This window comes from Paenibacillus sp. OAS669, assembly GCF_014873645.1.
Taxonomy (GTDB): domain Bacteria; phylum Bacillota; class Bacilli; order Paenibacillales; family NBRC-103111; genus Paenibacillus_S; species Paenibacillus_S vulneris.
This window is the reverse complement of record NZ_JADBDR010000001.1, coordinates 1,228,858-1,255,340: the sequence shown is the minus strand read 5'-3', so window position 1 is coordinate 1,255,340 and position 26,483 is coordinate 1,228,858. Positions and strand designations below refer to the sequence as shown.

Below are 26,483 nucleotides of genomic sequence, written 5' to 3'. Positions count from 1 at the left end.
GCCCCCAATATAGTATGATTTAAGCAGGAAGCCATTTTTAGGCAATTATGCTGATGATCTTTGAGGGGGAATTGTGGAATGAGTATGCTGTTATGGCCAAACGGAACACCGAACGCGTTAGGGGAAGAACCGGAGGATAAACCGACTCTGGTCCCTTATCTTGTAGAGGGAGAAGAACCGACAGCCGCAGTCGTCGTTTGTCCGGGGGGAGGCTATGCCCGTAGAGCCCAGCACGAAGGGGAGCCTGTAGCGCTGTGGTTGAATTCTTTAGGGATCTCCGCCTTCGTCGTTCATTACCGCGTCGCTCCTTACCGTCATCCGAATCCGCTTATGGATGCGCAGAGAGCGATCCGTACGGTGAGAAGCAACGCCAAGCAATGGAATATCGATCCGAATCGGGTAGGGATTCTGGGATTTTCGGCCGGAGGGCACGTGGCGGCATCTGCCGGTACCCAATATGATGCCGGACGTCCGGATGCAGAGGACCCGATTGAACGCGAAAGCAGCCGCCCGGACCTGTTAGTGCTTTGTTATGCGGTGATCAGCTTCGGCACCTATGCTCATAAAGGCTCGCTGAACAATTTGCTGGGAGAGTCTCCGGACCCGTCTTTGGTGGAGCTTATGTCCCATGAATTGCAGGTGACGGAGGATACGCCGCCGACATTTTTGTGGCATACGGCCGATGATGCCTCGGTACCGGTAGAGAACAGCCTGCTGTTCGCATCGTCCCTCAGCCGCAATCGCGTGCCGTTCGAGCTTCATGTCTTTGAAAGCGGCCGCCACGGCTTGGGTCTGGCAGCAGAACAGCCCGGGGTCAAGGCATGGACGGATGTATGCGCATCGTGGCTGAAGCAGCGCGGATTCTAGATGAACGAAAGCGATTGGAAGAGCGGGGGCGAACGGAAAGCCGCTGGGGAGCAGGCTAATCCGGCTCAATCGCTGCCATATGAGCTGTACCCGCTTGGGGAACAGGCGGTTGTCATTCGTTGGGACGGGGAAATCAGCGAAGCGATGCTGGATGTCGTCAGCGCAGCCGTTCGCTGTCTGGAGCATGACCCTGGCCCGGCTGTCGTTGAATTCGTCAGAGCCTACAGGACGGTGACCGTCTATTATGATCCTGTAGCGTTATATATCGATAAGCAAGCTTATCGGGAGGAAACAGCTTCTTCACACAGCAGTGTGGAGGGCGGAGAATTGAAGCCGGATGTGTCGCTTGCCGGAAAAGAGCCTTCTCCTTATGAGCTCATGTGCAGCTGGATAAGAGGGCGGCTGAAGCTGCTAGATGTAACGATAAGCGAAATGGAGAACGAAGGACGCCAAGCTCTTCGTGTGGTTCCCGTCTGCTTCGGAGGTGCATTCGGGCCGGATTTGCCGGCGCTATCGGCCCAAGCTGGCATTACGGAGAAAGAGACGATAGAACGGTACTGTTCTGTATTGTACACCGTCTATATGGTCGGTTTCACCAACGGCTTTCCCTATATGGGCGGACTCCCTGAGTCTCTAGCCATGCCGAGGCGAGCCCATCCGAGGCAGCTTGTGCCGGAAGGAACGGTGGGCATCGCCGGGATGCAGACCGGCATTTATCCGGTGGCATCCCCCGGCGGCTGGCAGCTGATCGGACGAACACCTCTTCGTCTGTTCGACCCTTGGAGAGCGCAGCCTTCCCTGTTTCAGGCTGGCGACCGGGTTCGTTTCAGGGCCATATCGGAAGCGCAGTTTGCCGCTCTGGAAGGCGCTCCGTCCGACGGTGACAGCTGGGAGAGATTTGTGGAGCAGGAGGATGCGCGATGACGATCGAGGTGCTGCATCCTGGCATGCTGACGACGGTACAGGATGAAGGGCGCTTCGGCCTGCGCGGCGTGGGCGTCGTGACAAGCGGGGCCATGGACCGGTTCGCCCTTCAGGCGGCGAACCTGCTTGTCGGCAACGAGCGCGGTGCAGCTACGCTCGAAATGACCCTCACGGGCGCGACGCTCGTATTTCACGACGACGCGCTCGTGGCTCTGTGCGGCGCGGACATGGACGCCCGCGCCGATGAGGGGCCGCCGCTGCCCGGCTGGCGGCCTGTGCTCGTGCGCAGGGGCACCGTGCTGCGCTTCGGCCGCGCGCTCCGCGGGGCGCGCGCGTGCCTGGCCGTGGCGGGCGGCATCGCCGTTCCCGCCGTGCTCGGCAGCCGTAGCACGCACGTGCCGTCGCGGCTCGGCGGCTTCGCCGGGCGTGCGCTGCAGCCGGGAGACCGGCTGCAGGCTGGCACGCCTTCGGCGGCCGCCCTCGCGCTCGTGGCCCGCTTGGCCGCGGCTGCGCCAGAGGCGCCGATCGCCCCCGCTGCGTGGGCGATCGCGCCGAGCGCGCGTCCGCCGTATGCGGAGCAACCGGCGGTGCGCGTGACCCGCGGGCGTGAGGCGGAAGCGATGACAGGCGGCAGCCTGCATAGCTTCTTCACCACGCCCTACAGCATAACCCCTCAGTCGGACCGCATGGGCTACCGCCTGGCGGGCGCGCGGCTCGAGGAAGCCGAGCCGCGTGAAATGATCTCGGAAGCCGTGACGATGGGCACGGTTCAAGTACCGCCTGGCGGCCAGCCGATTGTGCTAATGGCCGATGCCCAGACGACGGGCGGCTATCCGCGCATCGCCCAGGTCGCCGCCGCCGATCTGCCGCTGCTGGCCCAGCTGAAGCCGGGAGAAACCGTTCGCTTCCGGGAAATCACCCTGCAGGAAGCGCAATCTCTCTACATCCGGCAGCAGCTTGATTTGCGCCGGCTGGAGCAGCTTGTCCGACTGAAGGCAGGGGCGTCGATGCCGTAGGATGCTATTTTTTATCATAAGGCCATAAGGAGAAATTCATTATAACCATTCTTTCGCTTGAGACAGCCTGGCAAATATGAGTAAATAGTATTGTAGCAGGCCAGCTAACACTCAAGGAAAGGAGTGATCAGTGCAATGAACACACAACCGGAGGTGGTCTCTGCGTAAGCAGAGGCTCCATAACCAGGGGAGGCCTTCAAGCCTCCCTCTATTTTTCCAAAATAGCGAATAGACATGAAGACCTTGAATAAGGTATAATCAATTAGGAAGTAAATGGAATCATGAAAATATACGAAAGGAGTGGCGTTCGATGTTCGACTTCACAACAACTATTAAAAAAGGGTTTTGGCTGAATTGAATAAGCATTTTCCCATCACCGTCACCTGACGTCATTGACATGAACCATGACATATAATATGGCTCCCAGGCACGATACGGCAGATCGTGTTTTTTTGTTTTCATGTATTGACCCTGACGTTTACAACAACTCGGCGCAACCTCGTACAGCAGGTTGTGTGGAGTAAAGCTCTATGAGGGCTTTTATGAAGTAAGTTGTGCAGAACCTTTCTTTTGCAGCGACTTAAAGAAGAAAGCTTGGCAGAGTAAAACTCTTAGGAGGTGTAAAGATGAAAATGCTTATCTCTTTCACGGCGGCGCTAGCGACTAATGCACGGAAGGAGGATTTCATCGATGGGGTACAAAAACGGAAAAGATATTCTTCCCCCTAGTCTGCTGAAACAACTGCAGGACTATATTCAGGGCGAGATTATCTATATCCCGAAAAAAGAACAGACGCGTGCAGGCTGGGGAGAAAACAACGGAACACGTCTTACGATCCAGCGGCGTAACCATGAAATATACCGCCTCTATGAGAACGGTTCAACCGTTCTGGAGCTGATTCAAAAATTCCATCTGTCCGAGGACAGCATACGCAAAATTATCGTTAAAACCCGCGTTGCGGTTGCCCGCCAGCACTAGCTGCGGAGGGAACGCCAATCGGGTTCCATATATATACGAAAAAAAGCCCCTTAGGATTTCCTAAGGCTTTTTTTCATTCTTGAGGTAATGCACGGCAGTTTATCTGCCTGGAGAGCAAAACTGCAGGGTGAATTTGAACTAAGGAGACGAATACGATGCGTCCTTTATGGATTGATCTCAATTGCGATATGGGTGAAAGCTTTGGCGCCTATCGCATAGGAATGGATGAAAGGCTGATGCCCTATATTACATCGGCCAATATTGCTTGCGGATTTCATGCAGGCGATGCGGCCGTGATGCGAAGAACGGTCCGGGCATGCAAGGCGAATAAAGTCGCGATCGGAGCGCATCCCGGTCTTCCGGACCTGAACGGCTTCGGGCGCCGGGAGATGCGTATTACACCGGACGAAGCCTATGAGATGGTCATCTATCAGATTGGCGCCTTAATGGGGTTTGTCCGATCCGAGGATGCGGTCCTGCGGCATGTGAAGCCGCACGGGGCCCTATATAATATGGCAGCGGCCGATTCTGCGTTGGCCGAGGCGATTGCCGAAGCCGTGTACCGGGTCGATCCGGGGCTGATTTTGTTCGGATTGGCGGGAAGCGAGCTTACCAAAGCCGGTATTCGCCGTGGGCTGCTGGTTGCGGAGGAAGCGTTCACGGACCGAACCTACCGTGCGGATGGAACATTAACCCCGCGTTCCGAGGCTAATGCCGTCCTGCAGGATTCGGTTGAAGCGGCGGAGCAAGCGCTCCTTATCGTAAGGGATGGATTGGCATGGACCGGCGACGGCGGTACTATCAGCATAGCAGCCGACACGGTATGCATTCATGGGGACAGCCCGCATGCGCTTGAATTTGCCATAGCAATAAAGCAGCGATTGGAGCAGGAGGGCGTTGTCGTCAGCGCGCCTAACCTCAAACCATTTTCAAACCGCTGATCAGAATGATGGCAGCCATAATCGTCCGCAGCGGTTTGCCCGGCAGCTTTGCCGACAGGCCGCTTCCCAGAAGGACGCCGGGTACGGAACCTGCGAGGAGATTGAAGGCCAGATGATAATCGATATTGCCGAACCCTGCATGCATAATGCCGGCTGCGGAGACCAGCAAAAAGGCATGTGCGATATCGGTTCCCACCAATTCGGCCGCACCCATGCGGAAGAAGAACATCATGGCCAGGGCGAATAACGATCCCGAGCCGATCGAGGTCATCCCGACGATGAAGCCCAATGCGACACCGATGCCGATCGTCATCCATTTCTTTTCCTCGTCGGATTTCTCCTGCCATCGATTCGTGCTGAAGCGGCTGATCCACTGTTTGGCGATGCTCAGAATCGCGACCACGATCAGAACGATGCCGAGCGTATGCTTGATAACCGTCTCTTGAATCTCGTGCAGCGGCGGATACAGCTCCAGCAGCAGAATTGCGGCAATGGCGCTTGGAATGCTGCCGAAGGCCAAATACTTGGTTACCTTGAAGTTGATCGTCTTTTGCCGGTAATGCTGAATACTGCCGAACAGCTTCGTAATCGAGTTGTAGAACAAATCCGTAGCGACAGCAACGGTTGGTTGAATCCCCAATAATACAAGAAGAGGGGTTAGTAATGCAGCTCCCCCTACACCCGTCAAGCCGACCAAAAGGCCGACGAACAGCCCCATTAATGCAATGCTCCAGTCCATGATTTCCACCCCATGCATTTGAATGCTTTGAAAGTTATAGCTTTATTATAATTCCTAGTAATATTATCGGCAATATGTGTTTTTAAGAAAATGGCATTTTTTTCTTCGATAAGCTAACTTACTATATGAGGGCGAATATCTCTAGGTGAACGATGACATGCAAAAAAACGCCGGCTTTGCAGATGAAAACGGCGTTGGGCGAGGAATTGAAGTTATTCTTCCGGCTGCCCGGATGCTTTGCGCAGTTCATTGGCCAGACGGTGGAATTCGGCTTGCGCTTCTTCGGAATCGGTGCAGCTGTAGGCGGCAGAAAGGAACAAAATGATTTTGTTAGCGTCTTCTTTACTGAGCATCGGATCATCCCCTTCTTCCCAGGCTGTATTTTATGAATATAATACAAAGTATGCTGCCGCTCGCGAACGGCGACGGCTAACGCTCGAAGGGGTATGAAAGTATGAGAGCCCCGCCCAAGTCACAGAAAAGCCGCGCTAGAGGAGGGAAACGAATATGATCTGGATATTTGTTTACGGGACCCTGCTGCAGGGAGAGACCAATCACGAAGTGGCTAAGCCCTATGTGGAACAGCTTGAAAAAGGATGTGTCAGGGGGGCGCTCTACAATTATGGACCTTACCCTGGGCTAGTGCTTGCTGGAGAAGGCTCGGTTGAAGGGGAGTGGCTGCTTGTCTCGGAGGAGGGGCTCGTTCAGCTGGATGGGCTGGAGGATTATCATGGACCGGGGCAGCTTAACGAGAGAGAGTGTGGGTTCACGATGCGCTGCGGCCGGAACGCGAAGGATGGGTGTATGTTTGGAATGACAGCCGGGGGTGTCCACCGATTCCGGACGGTTCATGGCGCACCCGCCGTAAGGAAGCATAACGGCTTACATTCTTCTGGAATGCAGGCTGCGGCTCCAGTCATCCGATTCGGATTTGCTGATGATTTCGGTCATTCTAACGACGACGCCCTTGGCTTCATCTTCTCCATGGACTTCTATTAGCTGTTCGTACGTTAAATCGTTATGGATCAGCTTGCGTTTGACCATCGTATCGGTATACCATGCCTCCGTGATGGCAAAAAGGCCCTCTTTGGTGAGCCACACCTCATGATAGCAGCGTTCTTCCTCGTTGTGGGGCTTCATGGTCATGTAGTATGCTGAAATAGGAATTCTTGGATCGGATATGCGTTGGTTAAAGACAGAGCCGGAAGAAACCGGTTGGCCGAAGGAGACGTATTTAGTCAGCTTTTTTATTAACAAATCAACGTGTTCCAATGACTAGCTCTCCTTTCAATAGTTCTAAATGACTAATATTGCTAAAGAAATGATAAAATCCGATTGCTGCTTTATTGTAGCATAGTTCTAATGGAGTAGAAAACTAATTTTTCCAACTGAAGATGTAGAAGTTTGTATTTTTGCACCGAAATGAGGTTGGAAAATGATATAATGATAAGCAAATTGCTGAGGAAATTGAGGGGAAACCTGCATGTCCGATTACCGTATTTTATTAGCGGATGATGAATTAGCGCTTCGTTTTTTATTGACTGAGACTTTGACGGATGAGGGATATGACATTACGGAAGCAGAGGATGGAAAACAAGCGCTGTCCCATATACAAAGCACGCGTTATGATCTTATTATTCTCGATTATATGATGCCGGAGCTGACGGGTGTAGAAGTTTGTGAATGGCTGCGTACCCACGACAATCCCAATCAAGCCGCTCCGGTAATCCTGTTGACAGCCAAAGCGCTGGAAAAAGACCGGGAACGGGCAAAACAGGCCGGGGTCAGCACTTATATCGTAAAACCGTTCAGTCCCCTTCAGTTGATTGAGGTGGTGCAGCAGCTAATAGAAGGCGGACCGTAACGTGCTACATATCATCTATTTTGAAATGACTGGAAGTGAAAGGTTTGCGTCAACTATCGCCTGAGGAACGCTTGCAAAAGGAAGCAAGACTGATGAAAGAAGGGCGTAAGCGGTATGTGAGTGAGCTCCGCAAACAGCTGAAGGAGCTGCATGACGTTAGTGAGGTTCATGAATCCGGGCGCACGCTTGCGGCAGCCAAGCGGATCTATAGATTGGTTCATACCATGAAAGGCAGTTCGTCTGTTTTCGGTTTTATGCGCATCGGTCTTGTAGCCGAGAAGCTGGTTCGCTTATGGGAATGGACTCAAAGGACGGACGACGGCTGGGATCATGCCCAAATCGCGGCAGAGTTCCAGCTCTGCGTACAGGCCGGGGCCAAGTGGAAGCAGCAGCTGCTGATGGAATTTGATCTTTACTGTCAGGAGATGGATTTGGACGAGCAGCAGGAGCAGTTCGGAAAAATAACGCTGGCGCCATCGGGAGGAAGACTGCTGATCATTGATGATGACGATGCTCTTCGTTCTTATCTGGTGAGGCGTCTTAAGCTCGAGGGCTATGAAGTGGACCATGCATCGGACGTAGGGACCGCCCAGAAGCTGCTGCGAGAGCATAATTACGATTTGATTACATTGGATTTGATGATGTATCCGCAGTCCGGTTACGAATTGTTTGAATTCGTGAAGGAGGATCCTACGCTGAAATGGGTCCCGCTTGTGGTGCTTTCCGGACGGGACGATATTCACGATAAAGTACGCTGCTTTTATTTGGGTGCCGATGACTTTGTCACGAAGCCTTTTCAATATGAGGAGTTGAGCGCACGCATCTACAGCCTTCTGAAACGAACGAAAAATTTCGAGCAGATGGCTTTTCGCGACCCGCTGACCGGGATTTATAACCGGCGCTTTTTCGATCATCAAATTCAAGTGGAGCTTCAGCGCATCAGCCGTTATCCGGCGCCGATCTCGCTTGTTTTTATCGATATCGACAGGTTCAAAAGCATTAACGATACGCATGGCCACCATGTAGGGGATTTGGTGCTGCAAGGCTTGGCTCATATTCTGCAAAAAAATCTACGCTCCACCGATCTGATCGCGCGCTTTGGCGGGGAGGAGTTTGTCGTGGTCCTTCCGGGAAGCACGGCTCAGGATGCGCAAAAAACGATAGAGTCCATCCTGCAGCAGATTCGTACGGAGCCTGTGGCTCAGAACGATGGACAGACCTTCCATATCACGTTCTCGGCAGGCGTGTCCGCATGGTCCGAAGGGATGACGATTGAAGAATGGATTCAGCGATCCGATGATGCGATGTATGCCGCCAAACAAGGCGGGAGAGACCGCGTGATGATTTATGTCGATGAGATGGGGGATCCGTGCAGCTCGCCATCGGAAGGAACCGAGGAGCGCCGCCCGACGGTCTTGATTGCTGATGATGACCGCATTCTAAGGTCCATTTTGGTTTCGAAGCTGCAGCATCTTCCGGTGACCTTCCTGGAAGCGTCGGATGGGGAAGAGGCTTACGGCATTCTTACACGCCAGTCCGTTGATGTATGTGTGCTGGATGGCGTGATGCCTCGTTTGGGAGGTTTCGAACTGCTGGAGCGATTCGGGCAGGAAGGCTCGATGCCTCCGAATTTGTCCATCCTTATGCTCTCGGGGAGAAGCCGGGAGGATGAGCCGGCGAAAGGGCTGCCTGCCGGAGTCGATATTTTCATGCATAAGCCGTTCTCCATGGTAGAGCTTGAGATGAAGGTGAAGCAGCTGTTGAAGCTGCCGTAAGGCAGAACCGCGTTCTAATTTCTAGAGCCGATATAAAAGGAACACCCCCATGCTTCCAGAGGGAAGAAGGGGGTGTATTTGTTTTACAGATCATCCCAGTTCATGTTGGATGATTTGCTGTAGTTCGTTACTTTTTGCTCGAAGAAGTCGGTTTTGATGCCGTTCATATTACTGAACGTTTCGACCCATTTCATCGGATGCTCCACAACTTCCGGGAACAAAATTTCGAGACCGAGGTTTCTTAAACGCTCATTGGACAAGTACTTGATATATTGATCGATGATTTCGTTGCTGAGACCGCTGATGTTATTGTTGGTAATGTATTGGCCCCATTCGATTTCATGGTTCACGGCGGTTTTCATCATTTGACGAAGCTCTTCGATCAGCTCGTCGGTAAAAATATCCGGATTTTCCTTGCGGATTTCCCGGAAAATATTTTGGAACAACGCCAGATGTGTCAGCTCGTCACGCTGAATGTATTTGATTTCGGATACGGTGCCGAGCATTTTGCCCTGACGTCCGAGCGCGTAGAAGAAGCTGAAGCCGCTGTAGAAGTAGATGCCTTCCAGAATATAGTTCGCCATAATGGTTTTCATCAGATTCTTCGTGGAAGGATCTTCGACAAAGTTTTCATACAGGTCGGTGATGAACCGGTTCCGGCGCAGCAAATGCTTGTCTTCACGCCATTGGTTATAGATATCGTCACGTGCCTCGGCTGAAACTACGCTGTCGAGAATGTACGAGTAGCTTTGGCTGTGAACGGCTTCCTGGAACGTCTGTACCGTCAGGCACAGATTCACCTCGGGCGCCGTAATATACTCGTTAATGTTAGGCAGATTTGCCGTTTGCAGCGAATCCAGGAAGATCAGGAAGCTGATGATTTTGTCATAGCTTTGACGCTCATGAGGCGACAAAAATTTGTAGTCCTTGGCGTCCTGCGCCAAAGGAATTTCTTCCGGAATCCAGAAGTTGTTCATCATTGTGCGATACATTTTCGTCGCCCAATCGTACTTCACGTTGTTCAGCTCAATCAGGTTCGTCGTATTGCCGCCGATCATGCGGCGTTTTCCCCAGTCACGGTCTCCGTGCTCGTTAAACAGTTTTTTCTTCTGTAATTGGTCCAAAGAAGAGCTACCCCCTAAATCCCCCTGCAAGGGGGACCCCATGGGGCTCTGCCCCCTGGACCCCATGGGGCTCTGCCCCCTGGACCCCCTCGGCTGTGGGAGTTACTTTTTGTTGGTTTGGATCGCGTTCGTACCCCATCCCCCGGCTCTGGCTGCGCCATTTGCCGGGGGATGGGGTACACGCTTTACGTTGGTGCGATGGTGCATTTTGGTGTTAGGTTGGTGCAATTGGGCGCTTACGTAAGTGCCTGTTCATTCGCTGACGCTTATGAACGGGGCACCTACACGCTTAACGTTTTGAGGGTTGGGGCAGGGAAGGAAAGGCGGGCAGTTCGCTATCGCTGCTGCAAAAACCTAAACCCCCAAAAACCTCTGAACCCGAAAACCGAAAAACATTAAGGGCAAGGCAGTGCGCTCCGCTGCTGCCGGACCCGAGAAGAGTAAGGCAAGGCAGTGCGCTCCGCTGCTGCCGGACCCGATAAGAGCAAGGGCAAGGCAGTACGCTTCGCTGCTGCCGGACCCGGTAAGAGCAAGGGCGAGGCAGTACGCTTTGCTGCTGCCGGACCCTAATTGATGCCTTGCTTACTATGGCTGCAATATGATTTCATTATGCAGAACAGCTTACGCAATCTTCCACTTCAAGGCTTTTATTCCGTACGTAGTATACAGTTTTCAAGCCATTTTCCCAAGCGGCCATGTACAGCTCAAGGAATTCCTTGGCAGAAAGCTCAGGAGTGATGTACAGGTTGAACGATTGAGCCTGGTCAATATGACGCTGGCGTACGCCAGCGGCCTTGATGCTCCAATGCTGGTCGATACGATGGGCTTCCTTGTAGAACCACATCGTTTCGGCGTTCAGGTTCGGAGCGGTTTGCGGGATGACCGCATTTTTCTTTTCTTCTACGAAGAACTTGTTGAAGATCGGGTCGATACCTGCGGTAGAACCGGCGATCAACGAGGTAGAAGCGGTAGGAGCGATAGCGAACATCCAGGCGTTACGTACGCCGTGCTTGGCTACCTGCTCTTTCAATTCGAGCCATTCCGGGCTGTTATAGCCGCGGTCATCGAAATAAGCGCCGGTTTGCCATTCGCTGCCCTCGAATACTTTGTAGGCGCCTTTTTCTTTGGCAATTTCCATCGAAGCTTTGATTGCGTAAAAGTTCATCCACTCATACACTTCATTGGCTTTAGCGATATGCTCATCGGATTCCCATTGAATCTTCAGCTGAGCCAGCATTTGATGATAACCGCTGGAGCCGAGGCCAACAGCGCGGTATTTTTTATTCGTAATTTCCGCTTGCGGGATCGGATAATGATTCAAATCGATGACATTGTCCATCATGCGCATTTGCGTTGTAACGACGCGTTCGATATCTTCCTTCGTATACACGCGTCCCAGGTTCAGGGAAGACAGGTTGCACACGACAAAATCGCCGCTCTTCACTTGATTCGTAATAATGCCGTCTTCATGGAAGCTTTGAACCAGCTCGGTCGGGCTCATGTTCTGGCAAATCTCGGTGCACAGATTGGAGCAATAAATCATACCAGCGTGCTTGTTAGGGTTAGCACGGTTGACGGTATCGCGGAAGAACAGGAACGGAGTTCCCGTCTCGAACGAGCTCGTCATAATGCGCTTCATGATATCGATAGCCGGAATTTCTTCTTTGGAAATTTTATCGTCGTTCACGCAATCCCAGTAGCGGCGCTCCCATTCCTCACCCCAGCTGTCCTCGATCGAGTAGCCTTTCGCTTTACGAACCTCATGAGGGTCGAACAAGTACCAGGTGCCTCTTTCCTTCACAGTTTTCATGAACAAATCCGGGATACAAACGCCAGGGAAAATATCGTGAGCCTTCATACGATCGTCCCCGTTGTTTGTTTTCAGGTTGAGGAAATCGAGAATATCCTTGTGCCATACGTCCAGGTAGATAGCTACCGCACCGGAGCGGACGCCTAATTGGTCTACGGCGATAGCCGTGTTGTTGTAGTTTTTGATCCACGGCACGACGCCGCCTGCAACGTTCTTATAACCGCGAATGTTGGAGCCGCGGCTGCGAACCTTGCCGACATAGATTCCCATGCCGCCGCCATGTTTGGAAACCTGCGCGAAACTTTGGTCCACGTTGTAAATGCCCCACAGATTATCCGGTACCGTATCGATAAAGCAGCTGGACAGCTGATGCAGCGGCTTGCGAGCATTGGCGAGTGTCGGTGTAGCGACGGTCATTTCCAGGTTGCTCAGCACATCGTAGAACTGCTTGGCCCATTTGAGCTTGTCCGTTTCCTTCATAGCCAGATGCATGGCGACACCCATGAACAGCTCCTGCGGCAGCTCCAGCACTTCTTTGTCCATGCCGCGAATCAGGTAGCGGTCAGCCAATGTTTTGAGACCGATATAGTTTAAGAGATAATCGCGCTCCGGTTTGATGTAAGCGCCCAGCTCTTGAATATCTTCCTTTGTATAATGCTCGAGTATGTATTTTCCATACAATCCCATATCAGTTAAGTAAGTGATGAGGGAGTACAAGTCGCCATAGCCAAAATGGCCGTATTTACGATTCAAACGGGCTTCCTTGTACAAATCGTAGGTGAGAAGCTTCGCAGCGACGTACTGCCAGTTCGGCTGCTCGACGCTTGTTTTTTCCACGGCTACCTGGATAAGCAAACGCTGAATTTCTTTCGTTGAAATCCCGTTGCGGAACAAAGGCAGCAATGCGGTTTCCAGCTCGAGCTGATCGCATTCCGGATATGTTTCGCAAGCGAAATCGATAACCTTCTTCATTTTGGAGAAAACAAGCTCTTCTTTCGTTCCGTCTCTCTTTACGATAATCATCTAAAACCTACTCCTTTTTTTGAGCGAAGATGGGAAAAATGCGCATTGAAAAAGCATGCAGCCCTGCTTAAAGCGGGCGCATGCCAGCAGCTAAGGTGGCCATGCATCGATGTGGCGCGGGTTCCTTAAGGCCCATGGCTGAATCTATGAAACCGCGTGAAAGCGAAATGTGTCGTTTGTGAGAGATATTCCCACAATATATAGTTGTCTTTGAAGACATAAATAGAATTTACCTCAATATATGGTGGGTGTCAAATGAATATTTTTCGACAAGTTTCATGCCTTCCGAGGCCATTTGATAGGCTGTAAACAGCCGAATTCCTTTTGATAAGGGCGATTCCGAGTCTTCATCGGATGTAGCTTCTGTATAAAAAGATAGATTTTCAAGAAGAAAAATAGGAGCTTAGACCTACTAGCTTCTTCTGCCAAAAAGCTGATGCCAATCCAATATAAGCAAGATCATAATGAGGAGCCATTTCGGATCATAAAAGGTTCAATAATGATGTTCACGAAAGGAAGGAATTCCAGGAACGACAGCGAATATATGTTCGTATAACTGAAAAGGTGGGAGGATCAAGGATGTCGTTATCTTTCAAAAAAGAGCTGGCCCAAGCTTATGATGCGGATGCCGTACGCCGTTCACAATCATCCATGTCAGACTGGAAGGCAGAGGAGAGGGATTTGTTCATAGAGCGTCTGCGTAAAAATGGAGGAGGGAGCGTGCTTGAGATAGGGGCCGGGACCGGCAGAGACAGCTTTTATTTCCAGCAGTGCGGGCTGTAGATGACCTGCATCGATTTATCCGGAGAAATGGTCCGTCATTGCAAGGAGAAGGGGCTGAATGCGTCCGTGATGGACTTTTATCAGCTGGAGTTTCCTGACTACTCGTTTGACGCCGTTTATGCGCTGAACTGCCTGCTGCATGTGCCCAAACAAGAGCTGGGTCAGGTGCTTGCGGAAATTCGCAGAGTGCTCAAACCCAATGGCCTCTTTTATATGGGGGTATACGGAGGGCGCGATTCGGAGGGGATTTGGGAGAATGACGTGTGTGAGCCGAAGCGGTTCTTTTCTTTCTATACTGATTCGGCCATTCAGGAGGCTGTGAAACCGTACTTCAAGCTTGATTCTTATCGCATAGTCCCTCTTCAGCAGGACGAGCTGCATTTTCAATCCCTCATCTTAATACCATAAAAAGAAGCCCTGCAGCTTTTGCTGCAGGACTGGCTATTGAAAAACCTGGTTTTGCGCGAACGATGCTGCAAACGGAGGCGGGGTATGCCTTGGAGGAACGATAGCGCCCGCCTTTGAAATCCGTGAAAATACCGCTAAATATGATGAGCTTTCACGGGTTTCAACAGCGGCTGGAGGGGCATACCCCACCGGAGGATGATAGCACTAGTTCAAACTTCACGGTTTTTTCAACACTCTCCCCGAGGCACTCGCTGCGGGACTTCTTCTCCCCCTCAACCGAATTGCGCCTGATGCAGCTTGGCATAGGCTCCTCCTACAGCCAGCAGCTCTTCGTGCCGGCCCTGCTCCGCAATCCCGTCCTCATTGACTACGATAATCCGGTCGGCATGCCGGATGGTCGCGAGCCTGTGGGCGATAACGAGAGTCGTGCGGTTCGCCGACAGCTCGGTAAGCGCCTGCTGGATCACGGCCTCGGTCTCGGTGTCGAGTGCAGAGGTCGCTTCGTCCAGGATCAGGATCGGCGGGTTCTTAAGGAACATCCGCGCAATGGCCAGACGCTGCTTTTGCCCGCCGGACAGCTTCACGCCTCTTTCCCCGATAGGGGTATCGAGCCCGAGCGGGAACGAGGCGATGACCGACTCCAGATGCGCGCTACGGGCGGCAGCCAGGATCTCTTCTTCGGTCGCGCCAAGCTTGCCGTAAGCAATATTGTCACGCAGCGTTCCCGAGAACAGGAAGACATCCTGCTGAACGATGCCGATCTGCGAACGCAGGGATCGCTGCGTCATCTGGCGGATATCGATGCCGTCGATGGAGATGCTGCCGCTCTCAATTTCATAGAAGCGGGGAAGGAGGCTGCACAAGGTCGTTTTTCCGGCTCCGGAGGGGCCGACAAAAGCGACGGTTTCACCCGACCGAATGCGCAGGTTGATGTCCCGCAGCACATGCGCATGATTTTCGTAGCCGAAGGTCACGCCCTTGAACTCAATGTCCCCGTTCAAATGCTTGACATTCACGGCATTCGGCGCATCGGCCACGTCCGGCTCCACATCCATAATTTCCAGGAACCTTTTGAACCCGGCCATACCTTTCGGGTACTGCTCCAGCAGCGCGGTTATTTTTTCAATCGGCTTGAAGAAGATATTTACGAATAGAAGGAAGCCGACCAGCTCTCCGTAAGACATGCCCCGATAAATGACCAGCCAGGCTCCGCATAGAAGCACAAGCAGCGTAATCAGCCTCATGAGCAAATACATCCCCGATGCGCTGTATGCGATAATCCAATAGGATTGCAGCTTGGCGAAGCGGTACTTTTTGTTGTTCTCCGAAAATTTCTTGATCTCATGCTGTTCATTCGTAAACGACTGCACGACGCGAATGCCGGCGACACTGTCCTCGACCTGGGCGTTCACGTCGGCAATGTTCGTATACATCTGATTGGCTGCCTTGACGAGCCTTCCGTTGCAGAGCACGATCAGCCATATCAATAAAGGAAGAGCTATGAAGGTAATGCAGGCCAGCTGCCAGTTCAAGTAAAGCATAATCGAGAAGGCGCCGATAAAGGTCATAACGGCAATGAACAAATCCTCAGGCCCGTGATGGGCTACTTCCCCGATCTCAAACAGGTCGTTCGTCATTCTGGACATCAAATGTCCGGTCTTATGGTTATCGAAAAAGCGAAACGATAATTTTTGCACATGCTGAAACAGCTTTTGACGCATATCAAATTCGATTTGAATCCCAAGCTTATGTCCCCAATAGGTGACGACAAACTGAAGGCCGCTGCTCAGCAAATACATGGCAAGCAAGCCGGCTCCCGCCCACAGTATCCAGGGCCAGTTGCGATCAGGCAGCAGACTGTCGACGATCCACTTGACTGCCAGCGGAAAGCTGAGCTCAAGAAGGGCCACGAACAGAGAGGCCGTAAAATCGACGGCGAACAGCTTCCAATGAGGCCGATAGAAGGCCATGAAACGGCGTATCACAAAAGATTCCTTCCTTTCTCCGCAATGTATTTACGTATTTTAATAGGGAAGAGGCTTGGTGACAAGAGAAGAGATGATCTTAATTATTTTTTCCACCGGCAAGAGTATGACATTACGGTGAAAAGTTTGGTTAGCCTCGTCCGAGTATGCTACATTAGAACATAAGAAGGCGGCTACGGAACGTCGCGGTGCCGCGAAATTTTAAAGGTTAGGGGAGAACGAGATTGAGTGAGAAGGATGCGCTTGTTCGATTCGGCATCTCCATGCCGCAATCCTTAATTGAGCAGTTCGATGCGCTGCTGGAGGAACAGGGATATGATAATCGGTCCGAGGCGATTAGGGATTTGGTGCGCAAAGCGCTGCTCGCGCCCTCCCAGATCAAGCCCGATCAGATGGCGGCAGGAACGATCGTTATGGTGTACGACCACCATGTCAGCGATTTGCCGATCGTACTGACCGAGCTGCAGCATGAGTACCATCATGAGATCAACTCTACGATGCATATTCATTTGAACCATCAGCAATGCCTGGAAGTGATTGTGGTTCGCGGCGTCGTGAGCAAGCTGCGGGAGCTGCAGCAGCGCATTCAGGTGCTCAAAGGCGTGTTTTATGCAGAGCTGTCCGTAACCCATATGGATAGCCGTGGGGCCGACCGCTCCCATCATCATGATCATGCACACCCCCATTCCCATGGAGAATAAGTGCGATAGGCTTTTGAAGAGATAAATATGCGTAAGTGGTAAGGGATTCTTAGACGGGAGGTATACCAATGGGGAAAAAATATTACACTCTGGCTGAAGCCAACGCGATACTGCCGATTGTACAACAGGAGCTGGAGAAGCTGCAGGATATCAAACGGCGGTTTCGCGTGAAATATGAACAGCTGCATCAGCTAAAAATCTACCACCGTCAACAAGGCGTGATGGTCGAGGAAGATCCGTATTTTACATTGGAATGTGAAATGGAATTTATGCAGCTGGAAGGCAATGCTGTGCTTCAAAGCTTTGAACTAAAGGGCGTTCAGCTGAAGGATGTCGATACCGGACTTGTCGATTTTCCGGCATGGATCAACGGCGAGGAAGTGCTGCTGTGCTGGAGACAGGGAGAGCCGCGCGTCGAGCACTATCACGGGCTGTATGATGGTTTTGCGGGTAGAAAGAAGATTACGGGCGAGTAGCCTGTTCATAGGATCAAGGAGGACTTTCTCACAATGATCACCATAAAGACGGCCGGCATGCGTCGGCGGAGAATAATAAGCAGACAAGTTGGGTGGCTGGTGCCGCTTATTTGCTGTCTATGCTTTTTCTTTTATCTGGTTGTACTGCCGAATCCGGTTTCGGCGCATGCCAGCCTTGTGGAGTCGGTACCGGCAGCCAATGCGGAGCTGAATGAGCCGCCGGGCAGCATTACTCTCACTTTTAATGAAAGATTGGAAGACGGCATCTATTATGTGCGGGTGTATGATAGCAGCAAGAAGCAGGTGACCGCGAATAAAGCTCAATTGAATGCCAACCGGACTTCCGTTGAACTGCAGCTGCCCAAGCTCGGGCAAGGAAGCTATCTGGTCACTTATCATGTCATCTCAGCTGACGGACATCCCGTAGAAGGCACATATTTATTTGCCGTAGGCCAAAGCTTGGGCAATCAGCCTGCGGAGGCGCTGCCATCGATGGAGCATATGCATTCCCATGGCTTGTCGACGCAGCTCGGATTTATGGAGATTCTTCAATATATATCCAGAATCCTATATTATGCATTGATGCTGCTGTTCACCGGCTGGGTCGTATGGCAGAGATTTTATGGCAGCCGCAGCGACAGTGTGTCATCATTGCTTCAACAATGGAGCATGCAGCTGCAGCGCGGATATTTACTTGCCTTCTTGTTCTTTATGTTCACTCACGTGTTTGCACTTATCGGGGATGGCGGACCGGAAGCGTTCGCAGTCATTTTTACCAAAACGATTATCGGCTATATTTGGATAGCCTCTCTTGTAGTGTCCCTTTTGGGCCTTGTCCTGCTGTACCGCCGTCTCTGGCTGGATTTGACCTGGGTAGCGCTTGTATGGCTGACCAAAGGTCTCAATGGCCATGCCGCCGCATTTCAGCCTCTGAAGCAGACCTTGCTGCTGGATATCATCCACTTGGCTGCTGCAGCTCTATGGGTAGGCGGTCTGCTGATGCTGATCGTCCTCTGGAGGCACAGCAAGGAAGAAGGCTTGCGGTTCTTCCCGCGGTTTTCCTCCACTGCGCTGGCTTCCATTGTCCTGCTGGTATTGTCGGGAATATTGTCCGTTCTGATCTTTTTGCCGAATGTCGAATATATTGTGGAGACCCAATGGGGCAAGCTTCTGCTCGTCAAATGTGCTCTGGTGCTGCTGGTTATTTGTACGGCGGCATGGCTTCGCTGGGCATACAGGAAGCGCGGCGAGGGCAGGATCGCAGCATTGCTTAAAGCGGATGCTGTACTGGCGCTTCTCATCGTGTTCATTGTCGGCGTGTTCACGTATTTGACGCCGCTGCCTGCGAACGAGCCGCTGAATTGGCATGTGATGGGAGACAAGATCCACATGACCACGCAGATCACGCCTAACGTGCCGGGAGTGAATGATTTCACGGTGAAGGTGTGGCTGCCGGAATCGTTAGGCAAGCCAAAGCAAATGATCTTGAAGCTCCACGATGCCAGTGCCAAAGATATAGCTCCTATCGAGGTTCCTCTCCAGTATACCGAGGATGCCAGCGTGGAAGACAGCTTTGGGGGACTGAAGAAGCATACGTATAAGGCCAAAGGTGCTTACCTGCCTTATCCAGGTTATTGGGACATCGAGGTCCGGGTTATGGACAGCAATGATGACGAAACGGTCTACAATAAACAAATCCGTTTATTTTAATTCGAAAAGAATACTTATGTAACAACGAACCCGGCGCGAACGCCGGGTTTTTCTTTGGATTTATTTATCTATTGCATCATTGGTTTGCGGTTCCATTGAATGATTCGTTCCGTATAATTCATTTAAATGCTCCACATGAGCTACTCCCCAATCATTTAACGCCTGCAAAATGGTTGCCATCCCTTTACCGTATTCTGTGATGGAGTATTCTACCTTGGGGGGAACTTGATGATAGATCTCACGATGAACAATATCGTGATATTCCAACTCCCGTAATTGTTGGGTCAGCATTTTTTTGGTGATATCCGGTATCGATTTTTGAAGCTCGCTAAATCTCATAGTTCCGTTTGAAAAAAGGCGAAGAAGAATAACTGGCTTCCATTTCCCGACAAGGATCTCCAACGCCGTCTCGAATTTACAAAAGGTAGACATGAATATTACTCCCCATTCCTTTACCCGCCTTAGGTTTCTTTTTGTATACTACGTTTATTTTAAGTAACTACTTCCTTAAGAGATTCCTATGGATTATTATGCATCTAGAGCTCAATAGACACAAGAGGAGTAGATGTTGAAGAAAAAACAGTATGGATTCTCGTTAATCAGGTTGGGATATCAACATATGAAAGTGATAGGGAGTGGGCGTCATTTATGAATGTCGGTTTATGGATCGTACAAGGGATATTGGCATTGGGATTTATTTATTCCGGTTGGTTGAAGGCGTTTCAGTATGAAGCAGCAAAAACGTCCTGGACATGGGTGAGTGATGTTCCCCGAAATCTCGTTTTCTTTATTGGTTTAGTGGAATTGCTTGGAGTAATAGGGTTAATTTTGCCTCAAGCTTTCAAAATCGTCCCTGTTTTGACACCGATTGCTGCGGCCGGACTTGCTGTAATCGTTCTTTTGGGTGCAGTATTCCATATTATGCGCGGCGAATATGGGGAAATTGTCGTGAACTTCATTTTCTTAGCGCTTGCCTTATTTGTTGCGATTGGCCGTTTAAAGTATTGAGCTGCTGTATCCTATTAGCGTAATGATTCTCGGTTAAACAAAACCAAACCCCTTCAGCCTAGATGAAGGGGTTTTCGGGTTGAAAGAAGAAAAACAACCTGCCGTAGAGACGTTAAGCATTTGTAATCCACGATTCCAGAGCAGAAATCCGCCTGCCGTTTTCACTCCACTAAGGGCGCGGAAGTGCTGCTGGTACATCATTTTCAAATAATGGAGAATAATACATTTGGATCAACCTTTCTGAACAGACAAACAGCAATTTAGTAAATCCTAACTGCATGCAGCGGCATCCAATACATCCTTATTTCCCCTTTCCATGAGTAATTCCATGAAAATGCTGCAAAATACAGAAGAAGCACAAAATGAATTTGGGGTGGCATATGAACATCATCCATCGACTGTTTCATTGGACGCTTAAAAAATCCGGTCAAGCTGAACCCCATTCCAATAAGGAAGAACATAACGACATGCCTTCCCTGAATCAAACGCTGAACGAATTCAGGGATTGTGCCGATTTAGTACATCGTTCGTATGCAGATATCGGCATAGATTTGTTATATTTTGGCCCCTTGGTCAAAAGCGATACTCTCCTAGGGGACGTGGTGAATTCGTTACTAGGATTACAAAAGGAGCAAGTGGCCCGGTATCTGCAGCAGTCCCAATTTCACCTGGCTTCGAATATGAAGGATGTGGTTAAAGGGATTTTGGCGGGTCAGGCAGCCATCTTTTTCAAAGAACAAGCCTATCTCGCGGACGTATACGGGCCTCCTTCCCGTTCTGTATCGATATCGGAAACGGAGACCGTCATTACCGGTCCTCATGATGCGTTTACGGAAGAAGCGGGAGTGAATCTTTCCTTAATTCGCCGAAGGGTCAAGAGCTCTCATCTGAAGGTGATTAAACTATCAGTAGGCGAGGTCACCAAAACAGATGTGTACCTCTTATATATCCAAGATATTGCCAATGAGGCTTATGTGGAGGAGGCCATCCTCAGGATCAGAAACATTGAAATCGACGAGGTTTTCGATACGAATATGCTTATTCAATATATTGACGATAGTCCCTATTCCATCTTTCCTCAGTTTCATACCTCCGAACGACCGGATGCTATCGCTTCCAAGCTGGTCGCAGGCCGTATTGTCGGAATTACGGACGGCAGCCCTTCCGCTTTCAGCGCGCCGACCTCATTTTTTGAGTTTTTTTCCTCGTCGGATGATTATTACCAACGATGGCTGATCGGCACGGCGACACGCCTGTTAAGGCTACTGGCTTTCGGAATTACCATTATCTTCACAGCTCTGTATGTTTCGATAACAACTTACCATTATGAAATGATACCTGAGAATCTGCTCATTACGATAGCCGAATCGCGAAGTAGAGTCCCATTTCCACCTGTTTATGAGGCATTCCTAATGGAAATTACGATTGAGCTTCTGAGAGAGGCAGGCGCGAGGCTGCCGACGAAGATAGGTCAAACCATCGGTATCGTTGGAGGTATTGTAATTGGGCAAGCTGCCGTACAAGCGGGGCTTACAAGCAATATATTAATTATTGCCGTGGCTTCCTCTGCCATCTCCTCATTCGTTATCCCGAGCTATGTTATGAGCGCTTCTATCCGACTTCTTCGTTTCGGGTTAATTTTGCTGGCGGGCTTGGCGGGCAATTTCGGTCTGGCGGTAGGAATTGCAGCGATAGTCGTTCATATGAGCGGAATCACAAGTCTCGGGACGTCTTATCTAACCCCTGTAGCTCCATCTCAAATGAAGGATTGGAAGGATATGTTTATCAGGGCCCCTTTCAATTTACTGACCGCCCGGCCAACGCAGAGCAATACGCCCAATAAGGTGAGAAATAAAATGAGGAGATAACGCCAGTTGAGAATTCAAGAGAAACTATCCTACTTTCACGCTTCCATCCTTATTTTTATGATTCAAACCGGAGTCGTGCTGTTCAGCCTTCCTCAGCTATTGGCCCAGCAATTTGGCACCAACGGATGGATAATGCTGTTTTTCTTCGGGGCAATTGCGCAAGCCAATATTTATTTAATATCGCTTGTGTACCGTCTTGGCCAAGGCAGGTCTCTGTTTGAAATCGTAGAACAGTCGGTTCCTAAATTCATTCTATACCCTCTTTATGTAGCTTTGGTGAGCATATGGGCGTTGTTAGGTTGTTTGGTTAGCAAAGAATATGTGCTTATTTTCCAAATGGTTGCTTTCCCTACGACAAGTCCGATGGTTTTCAAGCTTATTGTCGATATTCTTGTCTACGGTTTATTGATTAAGGGCATATACAATATTTCCAAAGCCGCAACCGTCTTCTTTTGGCTCGTCGTATGGATGAATCTTTTGATCTTTTTTTTATACGAGGAATTTAACTGGTCAAGACTGACTCCTTTCTTTTTGCAGGGGGGAGATAATACGGTCAAGGGATATTTTCAGGTATATTCTGCGTTTCTCGGGTACGAGCTTAGCCTTCTTCTCTTCCCCTATTCCGATAAAAAAACGAAGCTGATGAAAGCCGCCACATGGGGAAATATGATCTTGTGCGTAACTTACGCTTACCTCTGCTTGATCGTCTTCGGTTTTCTTGGTGCGGAACAGTTGAAAGTGATGCTGTTTCCCGTTCTGGATATTTTGGCCTACATTAAATTCCCGTTTGTGGAACGTATAGAAAATTTGTTTTACGGTTTCTTCTTATTCACGGTAATGATCACCACCGTTATGTATACCTGGTCAGCTAATGAAGTAGGCATAAGGTTGATCCCCAAAATGAAGGAGAACGTCATGGGATTTCTGATTGTTGGCCTTGTTTATCTCGTATCCTTTATCCCGGATATATTAAGTAAAGTCCAGCATTGGTTAAACGTGCTGTCTATGATTGAAATGGGCATCGCTTTTGGATTGCCTATCTTGGCCATCTTCATACTGCTCTTGCAGAAATCAAAGGGAGAATTGCCGGATGGATAAAACAAGATGGATGGCAGGCCTGCTTCTTCTAATTTTTCTTACCGGCTGCGGGGACCAGCGTGTATTGGAAAGAGTGGGGTTTATTCAGACCACGACATATGATCTGATGCCGGACGGCACCTACAAAATTGTTATCGCTCTGCCTAAGGTGGATCCCGAATCGAAGGTATCCCGCGATATTCTTGCTACTGTCGCACATAGCGTTAAGGAAGCCAAGATTAACCTTTCCAAAAAAAGCAGTCTGATGTTAGTCAACGGGCAAATACGGAATGTTCTTTTTGGTTTGGCGGTTGCCAAGAAAGGATTAGACAATCACTTTGATACGTTGGCTCGAGATCCGTCCATTTCCCCTCATATGAAAATAACGCTGGTTGATGGAAATGCGGGAGCCATCATGGAGAAAACCTATTCGCATCACAAAAACATAGGGAAATATATCGATCATTTACTGGAAAAGGAATCAAAACAGCACGCAGTGCCTAAAGTCACTTTATACAGCTTTTTGAGAGATTACTATGATGATGGTATTGATCCGGTTGCCCCTGTGATTAAGGATATCGGGGAAGGGATAACTATCGATGCCGTTGGATTGTTCCGGGATAACAAGTATATCGATAAGATCAGCTCGAAGGAAACGATGATTCTCGCAGTTCTAAGGGACTCGTTCAAAAGAGGGAATATCGCTATTCCTTTGGACAAGAATAATCCGACGGAAGTGGCCATGTTCAATTCTTTGATCAGCCGGAGGAAAGTAAACATTATACCAAATAGCGAAGGGAAGCCCGCCGCTCGCATCCTTGTTCGTATCAAAGGAACCCTGTTGGAGTATACGGGTGATTTAAAGCTAGGGGAAGACAAGGATAGGCGGGAGCTGGAGAAGAAGATATCGGCCTTTCTTACGGCTCAAGGTAACCAAATGATTCGGTTCATGCAGAGCAAAAAAGTCGATAGCCTGGGAATTGGAACCTACGTTAGAAATCAAATGAGCTATAGCGGATGGAAAAAGATGGACTGGCACGAGGAATATTCGAAAATGGATATACAGTGCAGGATTCAAATGGAGATAAAAAATTACGGGAAGATCAAATAGAAAGCCTGCGACTGGAGTCACCTCGGTGAAACAACGAGACGCAGGCTGTTGAAGCAAGGAGGAAAAAGTCCGCTTTATTCTTTCCAGCTTTGCTTGTGCAAGTCGGACACGTACTGAGCAGCTGCCGCGTTGGAAATGACCTGCTCCGGACTTTTGCAGCCGGGAATAACGGCCGTCACCGCAGGATGCTTCAAGCACCAGGCCAGCGCCCAAGTGGCCATATCCATTCCGGCGGGAACCTCATGCTCACGGATCCGTTCCACTTCCTCCAAACGGCGGATGGTTTGTTCACGGTCATGGCGGTTGCGGACGTCGTTATCTGGGAATACGGCACCCGGTTTGTACTTACCGCTCAAATAACCGCTTGCCAACGGCACGCGCGCCAATACGCCCAAATCCTGTTCTTCGCAGGAAGGGAATACGCGTTCTTCGGGCTTGCGGTCCAACCGATTGTAAACGACCTGAATCGTTTGAGAATGAACCTTGGTCGATGCCGCAGTCTGGTGCAGATTATCGTTGCTGGCGATCGAGGTACCCAGATGACGGATTTTGCCTGCTTGTACCTGCTTGTCCAGTAAGGTCCACAGATCGTCTTGATCGAAAGCCTCATCCGTTCCCGAGTGGAACTGGTATAAGTCGATATAGTCCGTCTTGAGCGCCCGTAGAGATGCTTCCAGCTGCTCTAGCACTTCCTTCGGAGACCAGTGCTGCGTACGCTCCTGGTGGCCGTGAAAATGATGGCCGAATTTGGTAGCGATGATCCAGTCCTCGCGGCGGTTGCGGGCTACATAATCTCCAATAAGCGATTCGGAAGTATGATCACCATAGCATTCGGCCGTATCGATCAAGTTAATGCCGGAAGCTTTGGCCTGGTCCAGAATGGCGTCCGCTTCGTCTTGCGTAAATGCCTTGCCCCATTCTCCTCCGAATTGCCAAGTTCCTACTCCAATGACGGATACCTTCAAATTGGTTTTGCCTAATCTGCGGTATTTCATGCGGATCCCTCCCTAATATGGATGACTCTCTTTTATTTAACGACAACGGAGCGAAGAAGTCAAAAAGCGGCGCAGCTTGAAAATACCTTTTTAAATCGCATAAAATAATGCCAGCAGATACAAATTAACACTAAAGCAAGTTAGGAGGACAATCCGTATGACTCGCAAAAGATTCGCACTATCAACACTATCCTTATTAATAGCGGTAACGGCTTTAACGGCGTGCAACAAGAACACCGCAAATCCGAACGATCCTGGAACGAAGCCGGCGACACTGCAAGGAGAATCGGAGCATTGGAGGGTGAAGGTTGATTATACGGCCAAAGGCTCCAAGCTAGAAGAAAGCGTTACGGTCGAATATAAAATTGATGAAGAGATAAGTGATGCTGCGCTAGCTGTCATTCATGCAGACGGTACCTCTCTAGTGAACGCTATAACGGAGCCTTCCTTGGCAAAACCGGGACAGCCGATTACGCTGGATAAAAAAGGGGAAGTCACAACATGGACAGGAACAGATCAGGCTCAGGTGGAGTGGAAGGTTGGAGAACAAAGAACAAAGGAATATATAACGTTAAAGAATAAAACATCCGCTACCCCATAATCACACAAAAATTTATGTTAAATTAATCTTTCTTTTGCCAATATGTTGTAGAATGGACAAATGAAACGGCAAAAGGAGCTGAAATAATGCAACGGGTGAAACGATGGATCAAGGAATGGGTTCCAACGTTGGCAATCGCTGTGATTGTCAGCTTTACCTTTAATACGTATGTTGCCCAAGGGATGAAGGTACCGACCGGCTCGATGCTGCCTACCATTCAGCTGGACGATAAAATACTGGTGGAAAAAATGGTCAAGCTGACTGACTTTCAATTCGGCGATATCGTCGTGTTCTATCCCCCGCTGCCTGATGAGGCCGATCAACGCTTTGTAAAAAGGCTAATAGGTCTTCCAGGCGATACGATAGAGATTAAGGACGGAGCCTTGATTCGCAACGGGCAAAAAGTAGATGAGCCTTATTTGAAGGAGAAAATGAATTACACCTACGGACCGATTACGGTGCCCGAGAATAAATACTTTTTCCTCGGAGATAACCGCAACGAGAGTCTCGATTCCCATTTATGGGCTACGACCCCTTTTGTAGATAAGGATAAGCTGATAGGCAAAGTTATGTTCCGTTATTTTCCATTCAATCATATCGGGACCTTGGACTGATTCGATCTGATGCCAACTTATGAAAATACCTTCTATCCCTATGGGGAGGAGGTATTTTTTGGTATAATCGTCTTTATATTATCAT

The 26,483-nt window shown here is 50.0% G+C and carries 27 protein-coding genes and 2 pseudogenes; 20 read left to right on the top strand and 9 right to left on the bottom strand.

The window, feature by feature from the left end; all coding sequences use genetic code 11:
- Positions 1 to 78: 78 nt before the first annotated feature.
- From GGC63_RS05125 to GGC63_RS05105, 5 genes are all read left to right on the top strand, one after another.
- Complete coding sequence (locus tag GGC63_RS05125) at positions 79 to 867, top strand: alpha/beta hydrolase (protein ID WP_192701321.1); 789 nt, start codon at positions 79 to 81, stop codon at positions 865 to 867.
- Positions 868 to 1,791, top strand: coding sequence for a 5-oxoprolinase subunit PxpB (gene pxpB, locus GGC63_RS05120; RefSeq protein WP_192701320.1), 924 nt, complete (start codon positions 868 to 870; stop codon positions 1,789 to 1,791). It abuts the gene before it with no gap.
- Positions 1,788 to 2,807 (top strand): biotin-dependent carboxyltransferase family protein, encoded by a 1,020-nt coding sequence (locus tag GGC63_RS05115; protein ID WP_192701319.1) that lies wholly within the window; start codon positions 1,788 to 1,790, stop codon positions 2,805 to 2,807. The genes pxpB and GGC63_RS05115 overlap by 4 nt, the downstream gene beginning before the upstream one ends.
- A gap of 690 nt (positions 2,808 to 3,497) precedes the next feature.
- Positions 3,498 to 3,785 carry a CD3324 family protein gene (locus GGC63_RS05110; RefSeq protein WP_079914419.1) on the top strand — a complete coding sequence of 96 codons (288 nt, stop codon included), beginning with the start codon at positions 3,498 to 3,500 and terminating at the stop codon, positions 3,783 to 3,785.
- A gap of 155 nt (positions 3,786 to 3,940) precedes the next feature.
- Positions 3,941 to 4,726: a LamB/YcsF family protein gene (locus GGC63_RS05105; protein ID WP_192701318.1), complete on the top strand. Its 786-nt coding sequence runs from the start codon at positions 3,941 to 3,943 to the stop codon at positions 4,724 to 4,726.
- Here GGC63_RS05105 and GGC63_RS05100 read toward each other — a convergent pair.
- Positions 4,704 to 5,465, bottom strand: a complete 762-nt coding sequence (locus GGC63_RS05100; protein ID WP_079914421.1) for a sulfite exporter TauE/SafE family protein — start codon at positions 5,463 to 5,465, stop codon at positions 4,704 to 4,706. The genes GGC63_RS05105 and GGC63_RS05100 overlap by 23 nt on opposite strands.
- 212 nt (positions 5,466 to 5,677) lie before the next feature.
- Positions 5,678 to 5,818 (bottom strand): N-acetylmuramoyl-L-alanine amidase, encoded by a 141-nt coding sequence (locus GGC63_RS05095; RefSeq protein ID WP_079914422.1) that lies wholly within the window; start codon positions 5,816 to 5,818, stop codon positions 5,678 to 5,680.
- A 154-nt stretch (positions 5,819 to 5,972) separates the two neighbouring features.
- On the opposite strand from GGC63_RS05095, the pseudogene GGC63_RS05090 reads away from it, so the two are divergent.
- A pseudogene (locus GGC63_RS05090) lies at positions 5,973 to 6,343 on the top strand (gamma-glutamylcyclotransferase).
- Positions 6,344 to 6,347: 4 nt separating this feature from the next.
- On the opposite strand, the gene GGC63_RS05085 reads toward GGC63_RS05090, so the two are convergent.
- Positions 6,348 to 6,737 (bottom strand): hypothetical protein, encoded by a 390-nt coding sequence (locus tag GGC63_RS05085; RefSeq protein WP_192701317.1) that lies wholly within the window; start codon positions 6,735 to 6,737, stop codon positions 6,348 to 6,350.
- Between the two features lie 211 nt (positions 6,738 to 6,948).
- Here GGC63_RS05085 and GGC63_RS05080 point away from each other — a divergent pair, with 211 nt between their 5' ends.
- Positions 6,949 to 7,329, top strand: a complete 381-nt coding sequence (locus GGC63_RS05080) for a response regulator (RefSeq protein ID WP_079914425.1) — start codon at positions 6,949 to 6,951, stop codon at positions 7,327 to 7,329.
- A 44-nt stretch (positions 7,330 to 7,373) separates the two neighbouring features.
- Positions 7,374 to 9,104, top strand: a complete 1,731-nt coding sequence (locus GGC63_RS05075) for a diguanylate cyclase (protein WP_225947904.1) — start codon at positions 7,374 to 7,376, stop codon at positions 9,102 to 9,104.
- A gap of 83 nt (positions 9,105 to 9,187) precedes the next feature.
- Here GGC63_RS05075 and GGC63_RS05070 read toward each other — a convergent pair whose 3' ends face one another.
- Positions 9,188 to 10,270 carry a ribonucleotide-diphosphate reductase subunit beta gene (locus GGC63_RS05070; RefSeq protein ID WP_192701316.1) on the bottom strand — a complete coding sequence of 361 codons (1,083 nt, stop codon included), beginning with the start codon at positions 10,268 to 10,270 and terminating at the stop codon, positions 9,188 to 9,190.
- A gap of 367 nt (positions 10,271 to 10,637) precedes the next feature.
- Here GGC63_RS05070 and GGC63_RS05065 point away from each other — a divergent pair, with 367 nt between their 5' ends.
- Positions 10,638 to 10,802 carry a hypothetical protein gene (locus GGC63_RS05065; RefSeq protein WP_192701315.1) on the top strand — a complete coding sequence of 55 codons (165 nt, stop codon included), beginning with the start codon at positions 10,638 to 10,640 and terminating at the stop codon, positions 10,800 to 10,802.
- A gap of 33 nt (positions 10,803 to 10,835) precedes the next feature.
- Here the strand turns inward: GGC63_RS05065 and GGC63_RS05060 are convergent, their stop codons facing one another.
- Positions 10,836 to 13,061, bottom strand: a complete 2,226-nt coding sequence (locus GGC63_RS05060) for a ribonucleoside-diphosphate reductase subunit alpha (protein WP_192701314.1) — start codon at positions 13,059 to 13,061, stop codon at positions 10,836 to 10,838.
- Positions 13,062 to 13,640: 579 nt separating this feature from the next.
- Here GGC63_RS05060 and GGC63_RS34350 point away from each other — a divergent pair.
- Together GGC63_RS34350 and GGC63_RS05055 are read left to right on the top strand one after the other, a co-directional pair.
- Positions 13,641 to 13,844, top strand: coding sequence for a hypothetical protein (locus GGC63_RS34350; protein WP_225947903.1), 204 nt, complete (start codon positions 13,641 to 13,643; stop codon positions 13,842 to 13,844).
- The gene (locus GGC63_RS05055; protein WP_225947902.1) at positions 13,845 to 14,252 is read left to right on the top strand and encodes a class I SAM-dependent methyltransferase; all 408 of its coding nucleotides are present in this window, start codon (positions 13,845 to 13,847) and stop codon (positions 14,250 to 14,252) included.
- A gap of 272 nt (positions 14,253 to 14,524) precedes the next feature.
- Here GGC63_RS05055 and GGC63_RS05050 read toward each other — a convergent pair whose 3' ends face one another.
- Entirely contained in the window at positions 14,525 to 16,237 is a 1,713-nt protein-coding gene (locus GGC63_RS05050) for an ABC transporter ATP-binding protein (protein WP_192701313.1), read from the bottom strand.
- A 224-nt stretch (positions 16,238 to 16,461) separates the two neighbouring features.
- Here GGC63_RS05050 and nikR point away from each other — a divergent pair, with 224 nt between their 5' ends.
- The 3 genes from nikR (at position 16,462) to GGC63_RS05035 (ending at position 19,124) form a co-directional block, all read left to right on the top strand.
- Complete coding sequence (gene nikR / locus GGC63_RS05045) at positions 16,462 to 16,938, top strand: nickel-responsive transcriptional regulator NikR (RefSeq protein WP_079914432.1); 477 nt, start codon at positions 16,462 to 16,464, stop codon at positions 16,936 to 16,938.
- Between the two features lie 68 nt (positions 16,939 to 17,006).
- Entirely contained in the window at positions 17,007 to 17,414 is a 408-nt protein-coding gene (locus tag GGC63_RS05040) for a DUF2203 domain-containing protein (protein ID WP_079914433.1), read from the top strand.
- Positions 17,415 to 17,447: 33 nt separating this feature from the next.
- Positions 17,448 to 19,124, top strand: coding sequence for a copper resistance CopC/CopD family protein (locus GGC63_RS05035; RefSeq protein ID WP_192701312.1), 1,677 nt, complete (start codon positions 17,448 to 17,450; stop codon positions 19,122 to 19,124).
- Between the two features lie 60 nt (positions 19,125 to 19,184).
- Here GGC63_RS05035 and GGC63_RS05030 read toward each other — a convergent pair whose 3' ends face one another.
- On the bottom strand, positions 19,185 to 19,556 hold the full coding sequence (locus GGC63_RS05030) for a winged helix-turn-helix transcriptional regulator (protein ID WP_079914435.1): 372 nt from the start codon (positions 19,554 to 19,556) through the stop codon (positions 19,185 to 19,187).
- A 216-nt stretch (positions 19,557 to 19,772) separates the two neighbouring features.
- Here GGC63_RS05030 and GGC63_RS05025 point away from each other — a divergent pair, with 216 nt between their 5' ends.
- Positions 19,773 to 20,132 (top strand): DoxX family protein, encoded by a 360-nt coding sequence (locus GGC63_RS05025; RefSeq protein WP_192701311.1) that lies wholly within the window; start codon positions 19,773 to 19,775, stop codon positions 20,130 to 20,132.
- A gap of 76 nt (positions 20,133 to 20,208) precedes the next feature.
- Here the strand turns inward: GGC63_RS05025 and GGC63_RS35305 are convergent.
- Positions 20,209 to 20,297 (bottom strand): annotated as a pseudogene (locus GGC63_RS35305) (EamA family transporter); the annotation flags it as partial.
- A gap of 197 nt (positions 20,298 to 20,494) precedes the next feature.
- Here GGC63_RS35305 and GGC63_RS05020 point away from each other — a divergent pair.
- Genes GGC63_RS05020 through GGC63_RS05010 form a run of 3 tightly spaced genes read left to right on the top strand, consistent with a single transcriptional unit; the run spans position 20,495 to position 24,188 of the window.
- Positions 20,495 to 22,000 (top strand): spore germination protein, encoded by a 1,506-nt coding sequence (locus GGC63_RS05020; RefSeq protein WP_192701310.1) that lies wholly within the window; start codon positions 20,495 to 20,497, stop codon positions 21,998 to 22,000.
- Between the two features lie 6 nt (positions 22,001 to 22,006).
- Positions 22,007 to 23,098, top strand: coding sequence for a GerAB/ArcD/ProY family transporter (locus tag GGC63_RS05015; RefSeq protein ID WP_225947901.1), 1,092 nt, complete (start codon positions 22,007 to 22,009; stop codon positions 23,096 to 23,098).
- Positions 23,091 to 24,188 (top strand): Ger(x)C family spore germination protein, encoded by a 1,098-nt coding sequence (locus GGC63_RS05010; protein ID WP_192701309.1) that lies wholly within the window; start codon positions 23,091 to 23,093, stop codon positions 24,186 to 24,188. The genes GGC63_RS05015 and GGC63_RS05010 overlap by 8 nt, the downstream gene beginning before the upstream one ends.
- A gap of 74 nt (positions 24,189 to 24,262) precedes the next feature.
- On the opposite strand, the gene GGC63_RS05005 is transcribed toward GGC63_RS05010, so the two are convergent.
- Positions 24,263 to 25,183: an aldo/keto reductase gene (locus GGC63_RS05005; protein WP_079914439.1), complete on the bottom strand. Its 921-nt coding sequence runs from the start codon at positions 25,181 to 25,183 to the stop codon at positions 24,263 to 24,265.
- Positions 25,184 to 25,340: 157 nt separating this feature from the next.
- On the opposite strand from GGC63_RS05005, the gene GGC63_RS05000 reads away from it, so the two are divergent.
- Both GGC63_RS05000 and lepB read left to right on the top strand, forming a co-directional pair.
- On the top strand, positions 25,341 to 25,784 hold the full coding sequence (locus GGC63_RS05000; RefSeq protein WP_192701308.1) for a hypothetical protein: 444 nt from the start codon (positions 25,341 to 25,343) through the stop codon (positions 25,782 to 25,784).
- Positions 25,785 to 25,870: 86 nt separating this feature from the next.
- Positions 25,871 to 26,398, top strand: a complete 528-nt coding sequence (gene lepB, locus GGC63_RS04995) for a signal peptidase I (protein ID WP_192701307.1) — start codon at positions 25,871 to 25,873, stop codon at positions 26,396 to 26,398.
- The last annotated feature ends 85 nt before the right edge of the window (positions 26,399 to 26,483 follow it).

Excerpts from the sequence above, each read along its gene's own strand:
- GGC63_RS05125 (WP_192701321.1), top strand. The coding sequence starts at position 79 with ATGAGTATGCTGTTATGGCCAAACGGAACACCGAACGCGTTAGGGGAA.
- pxpB (WP_192701320.1), top strand. The coding sequence starts at position 868 with ATGAACGAAAGCGATTGGAAGAGCGGGGGCGAACGGAAAGCCGCTGGG.
- GGC63_RS05115 (WP_192701319.1), top strand. The coding sequence starts at position 1,788 with ATGACGATCGAGGTGCTGCATCCTGGCATGCTGACGACGGTACAGGAT.
- GGC63_RS05110 (WP_079914419.1), top strand. The coding sequence starts at position 3,498 with ATGGGGTACAAAAACGGAAAAGATATTCTTCCCCCTAGTCTGCTGAAA.
- GGC63_RS05105 (WP_192701318.1), top strand. The coding sequence starts at position 3,941 with ATGCGTCCTTTATGGATTGATCTCAATTGCGATATGGGTGAAAGCTTT.
- GGC63_RS05100 (WP_079914421.1), bottom strand. The coding sequence starts at position 5,465 with ATGGACTGGAGCATTGCATTAATGGGGCTGTTCGTCGGCCTTTTGGTC.
- GGC63_RS05095 (WP_079914422.1), bottom strand. The coding sequence starts at position 5,818 with ATGCTCAGTAAAGAAGACGCTAACAAAATCATTTTGTTCCTTTCTGCC.
- GGC63_RS05080 (WP_079914425.1), top strand. The coding sequence starts at position 6,949 with ATGTCCGATTACCGTATTTTATTAGCGGATGATGAATTAGCGCTTCGT.
- GGC63_RS05070 (WP_192701316.1), bottom strand. The coding sequence starts at position 10,270 with ATGGGGTCCCCCTTGCAGGGGGATTTAGGGGGTAGCTCTTCTTTGGAC.
- GGC63_RS05060 (WP_192701314.1), bottom strand. The coding sequence starts at position 13,061 with ATGATTATCGTAAAGAGAGACGGAACGAAAGAAGAGCTTGTTTTCTCC.
- GGC63_RS34350 (WP_225947903.1), top strand. The coding sequence starts at position 13,641 with ATGTCGTTATCTTTCAAAAAAGAGCTGGCCCAAGCTTATGATGCGGAT.
- GGC63_RS05055 (WP_225947902.1), top strand. The coding sequence starts at position 13,845 with ATGACCTGCATCGATTTATCCGGAGAAATGGTCCGTCATTGCAAGGAG.
- GGC63_RS05040 (WP_079914433.1), top strand. The coding sequence starts at position 17,007 with ATGGGGAAAAAATATTACACTCTGGCTGAAGCCAACGCGATACTGCCG.
- GGC63_RS05035 (WP_192701312.1), top strand. The coding sequence starts at position 17,448 with ATGATCACCATAAAGACGGCCGGCATGCGTCGGCGGAGAATAATAAGC.
- GGC63_RS05030 (WP_079914435.1), bottom strand. The coding sequence starts at position 19,556 with ATGTCTACCTTTTGTAAATTCGAGACGGCGTTGGAGATCCTTGTCGGG.
- GGC63_RS05025 (WP_192701311.1), top strand. The coding sequence starts at position 19,773 with ATGAATGTCGGTTTATGGATCGTACAAGGGATATTGGCATTGGGATTT.
- GGC63_RS05020 (WP_192701310.1), top strand. The coding sequence starts at position 20,495 with ATGAATTTGGGGTGGCATATGAACATCATCCATCGACTGTTTCATTGG.
- GGC63_RS05010 (WP_192701309.1), top strand. The coding sequence starts at position 23,091 with ATGGATAAAACAAGATGGATGGCAGGCCTGCTTCTTCTAATTTTTCTT.
- GGC63_RS05005 (WP_079914439.1), bottom strand. The coding sequence starts at position 25,183 with ATGAAATACCGCAGATTAGGCAAAACCAATTTGAAGGTATCCGTCATT.
- GGC63_RS05000 (WP_192701308.1), top strand. The coding sequence starts at position 25,341 with ATGACTCGCAAAAGATTCGCACTATCAACACTATCCTTATTAATAGCG.
- lepB (WP_192701307.1), top strand. The coding sequence starts at position 25,871 with ATGCAACGGGTGAAACGATGGATCAAGGAATGGGTTCCAACGTTGGCA.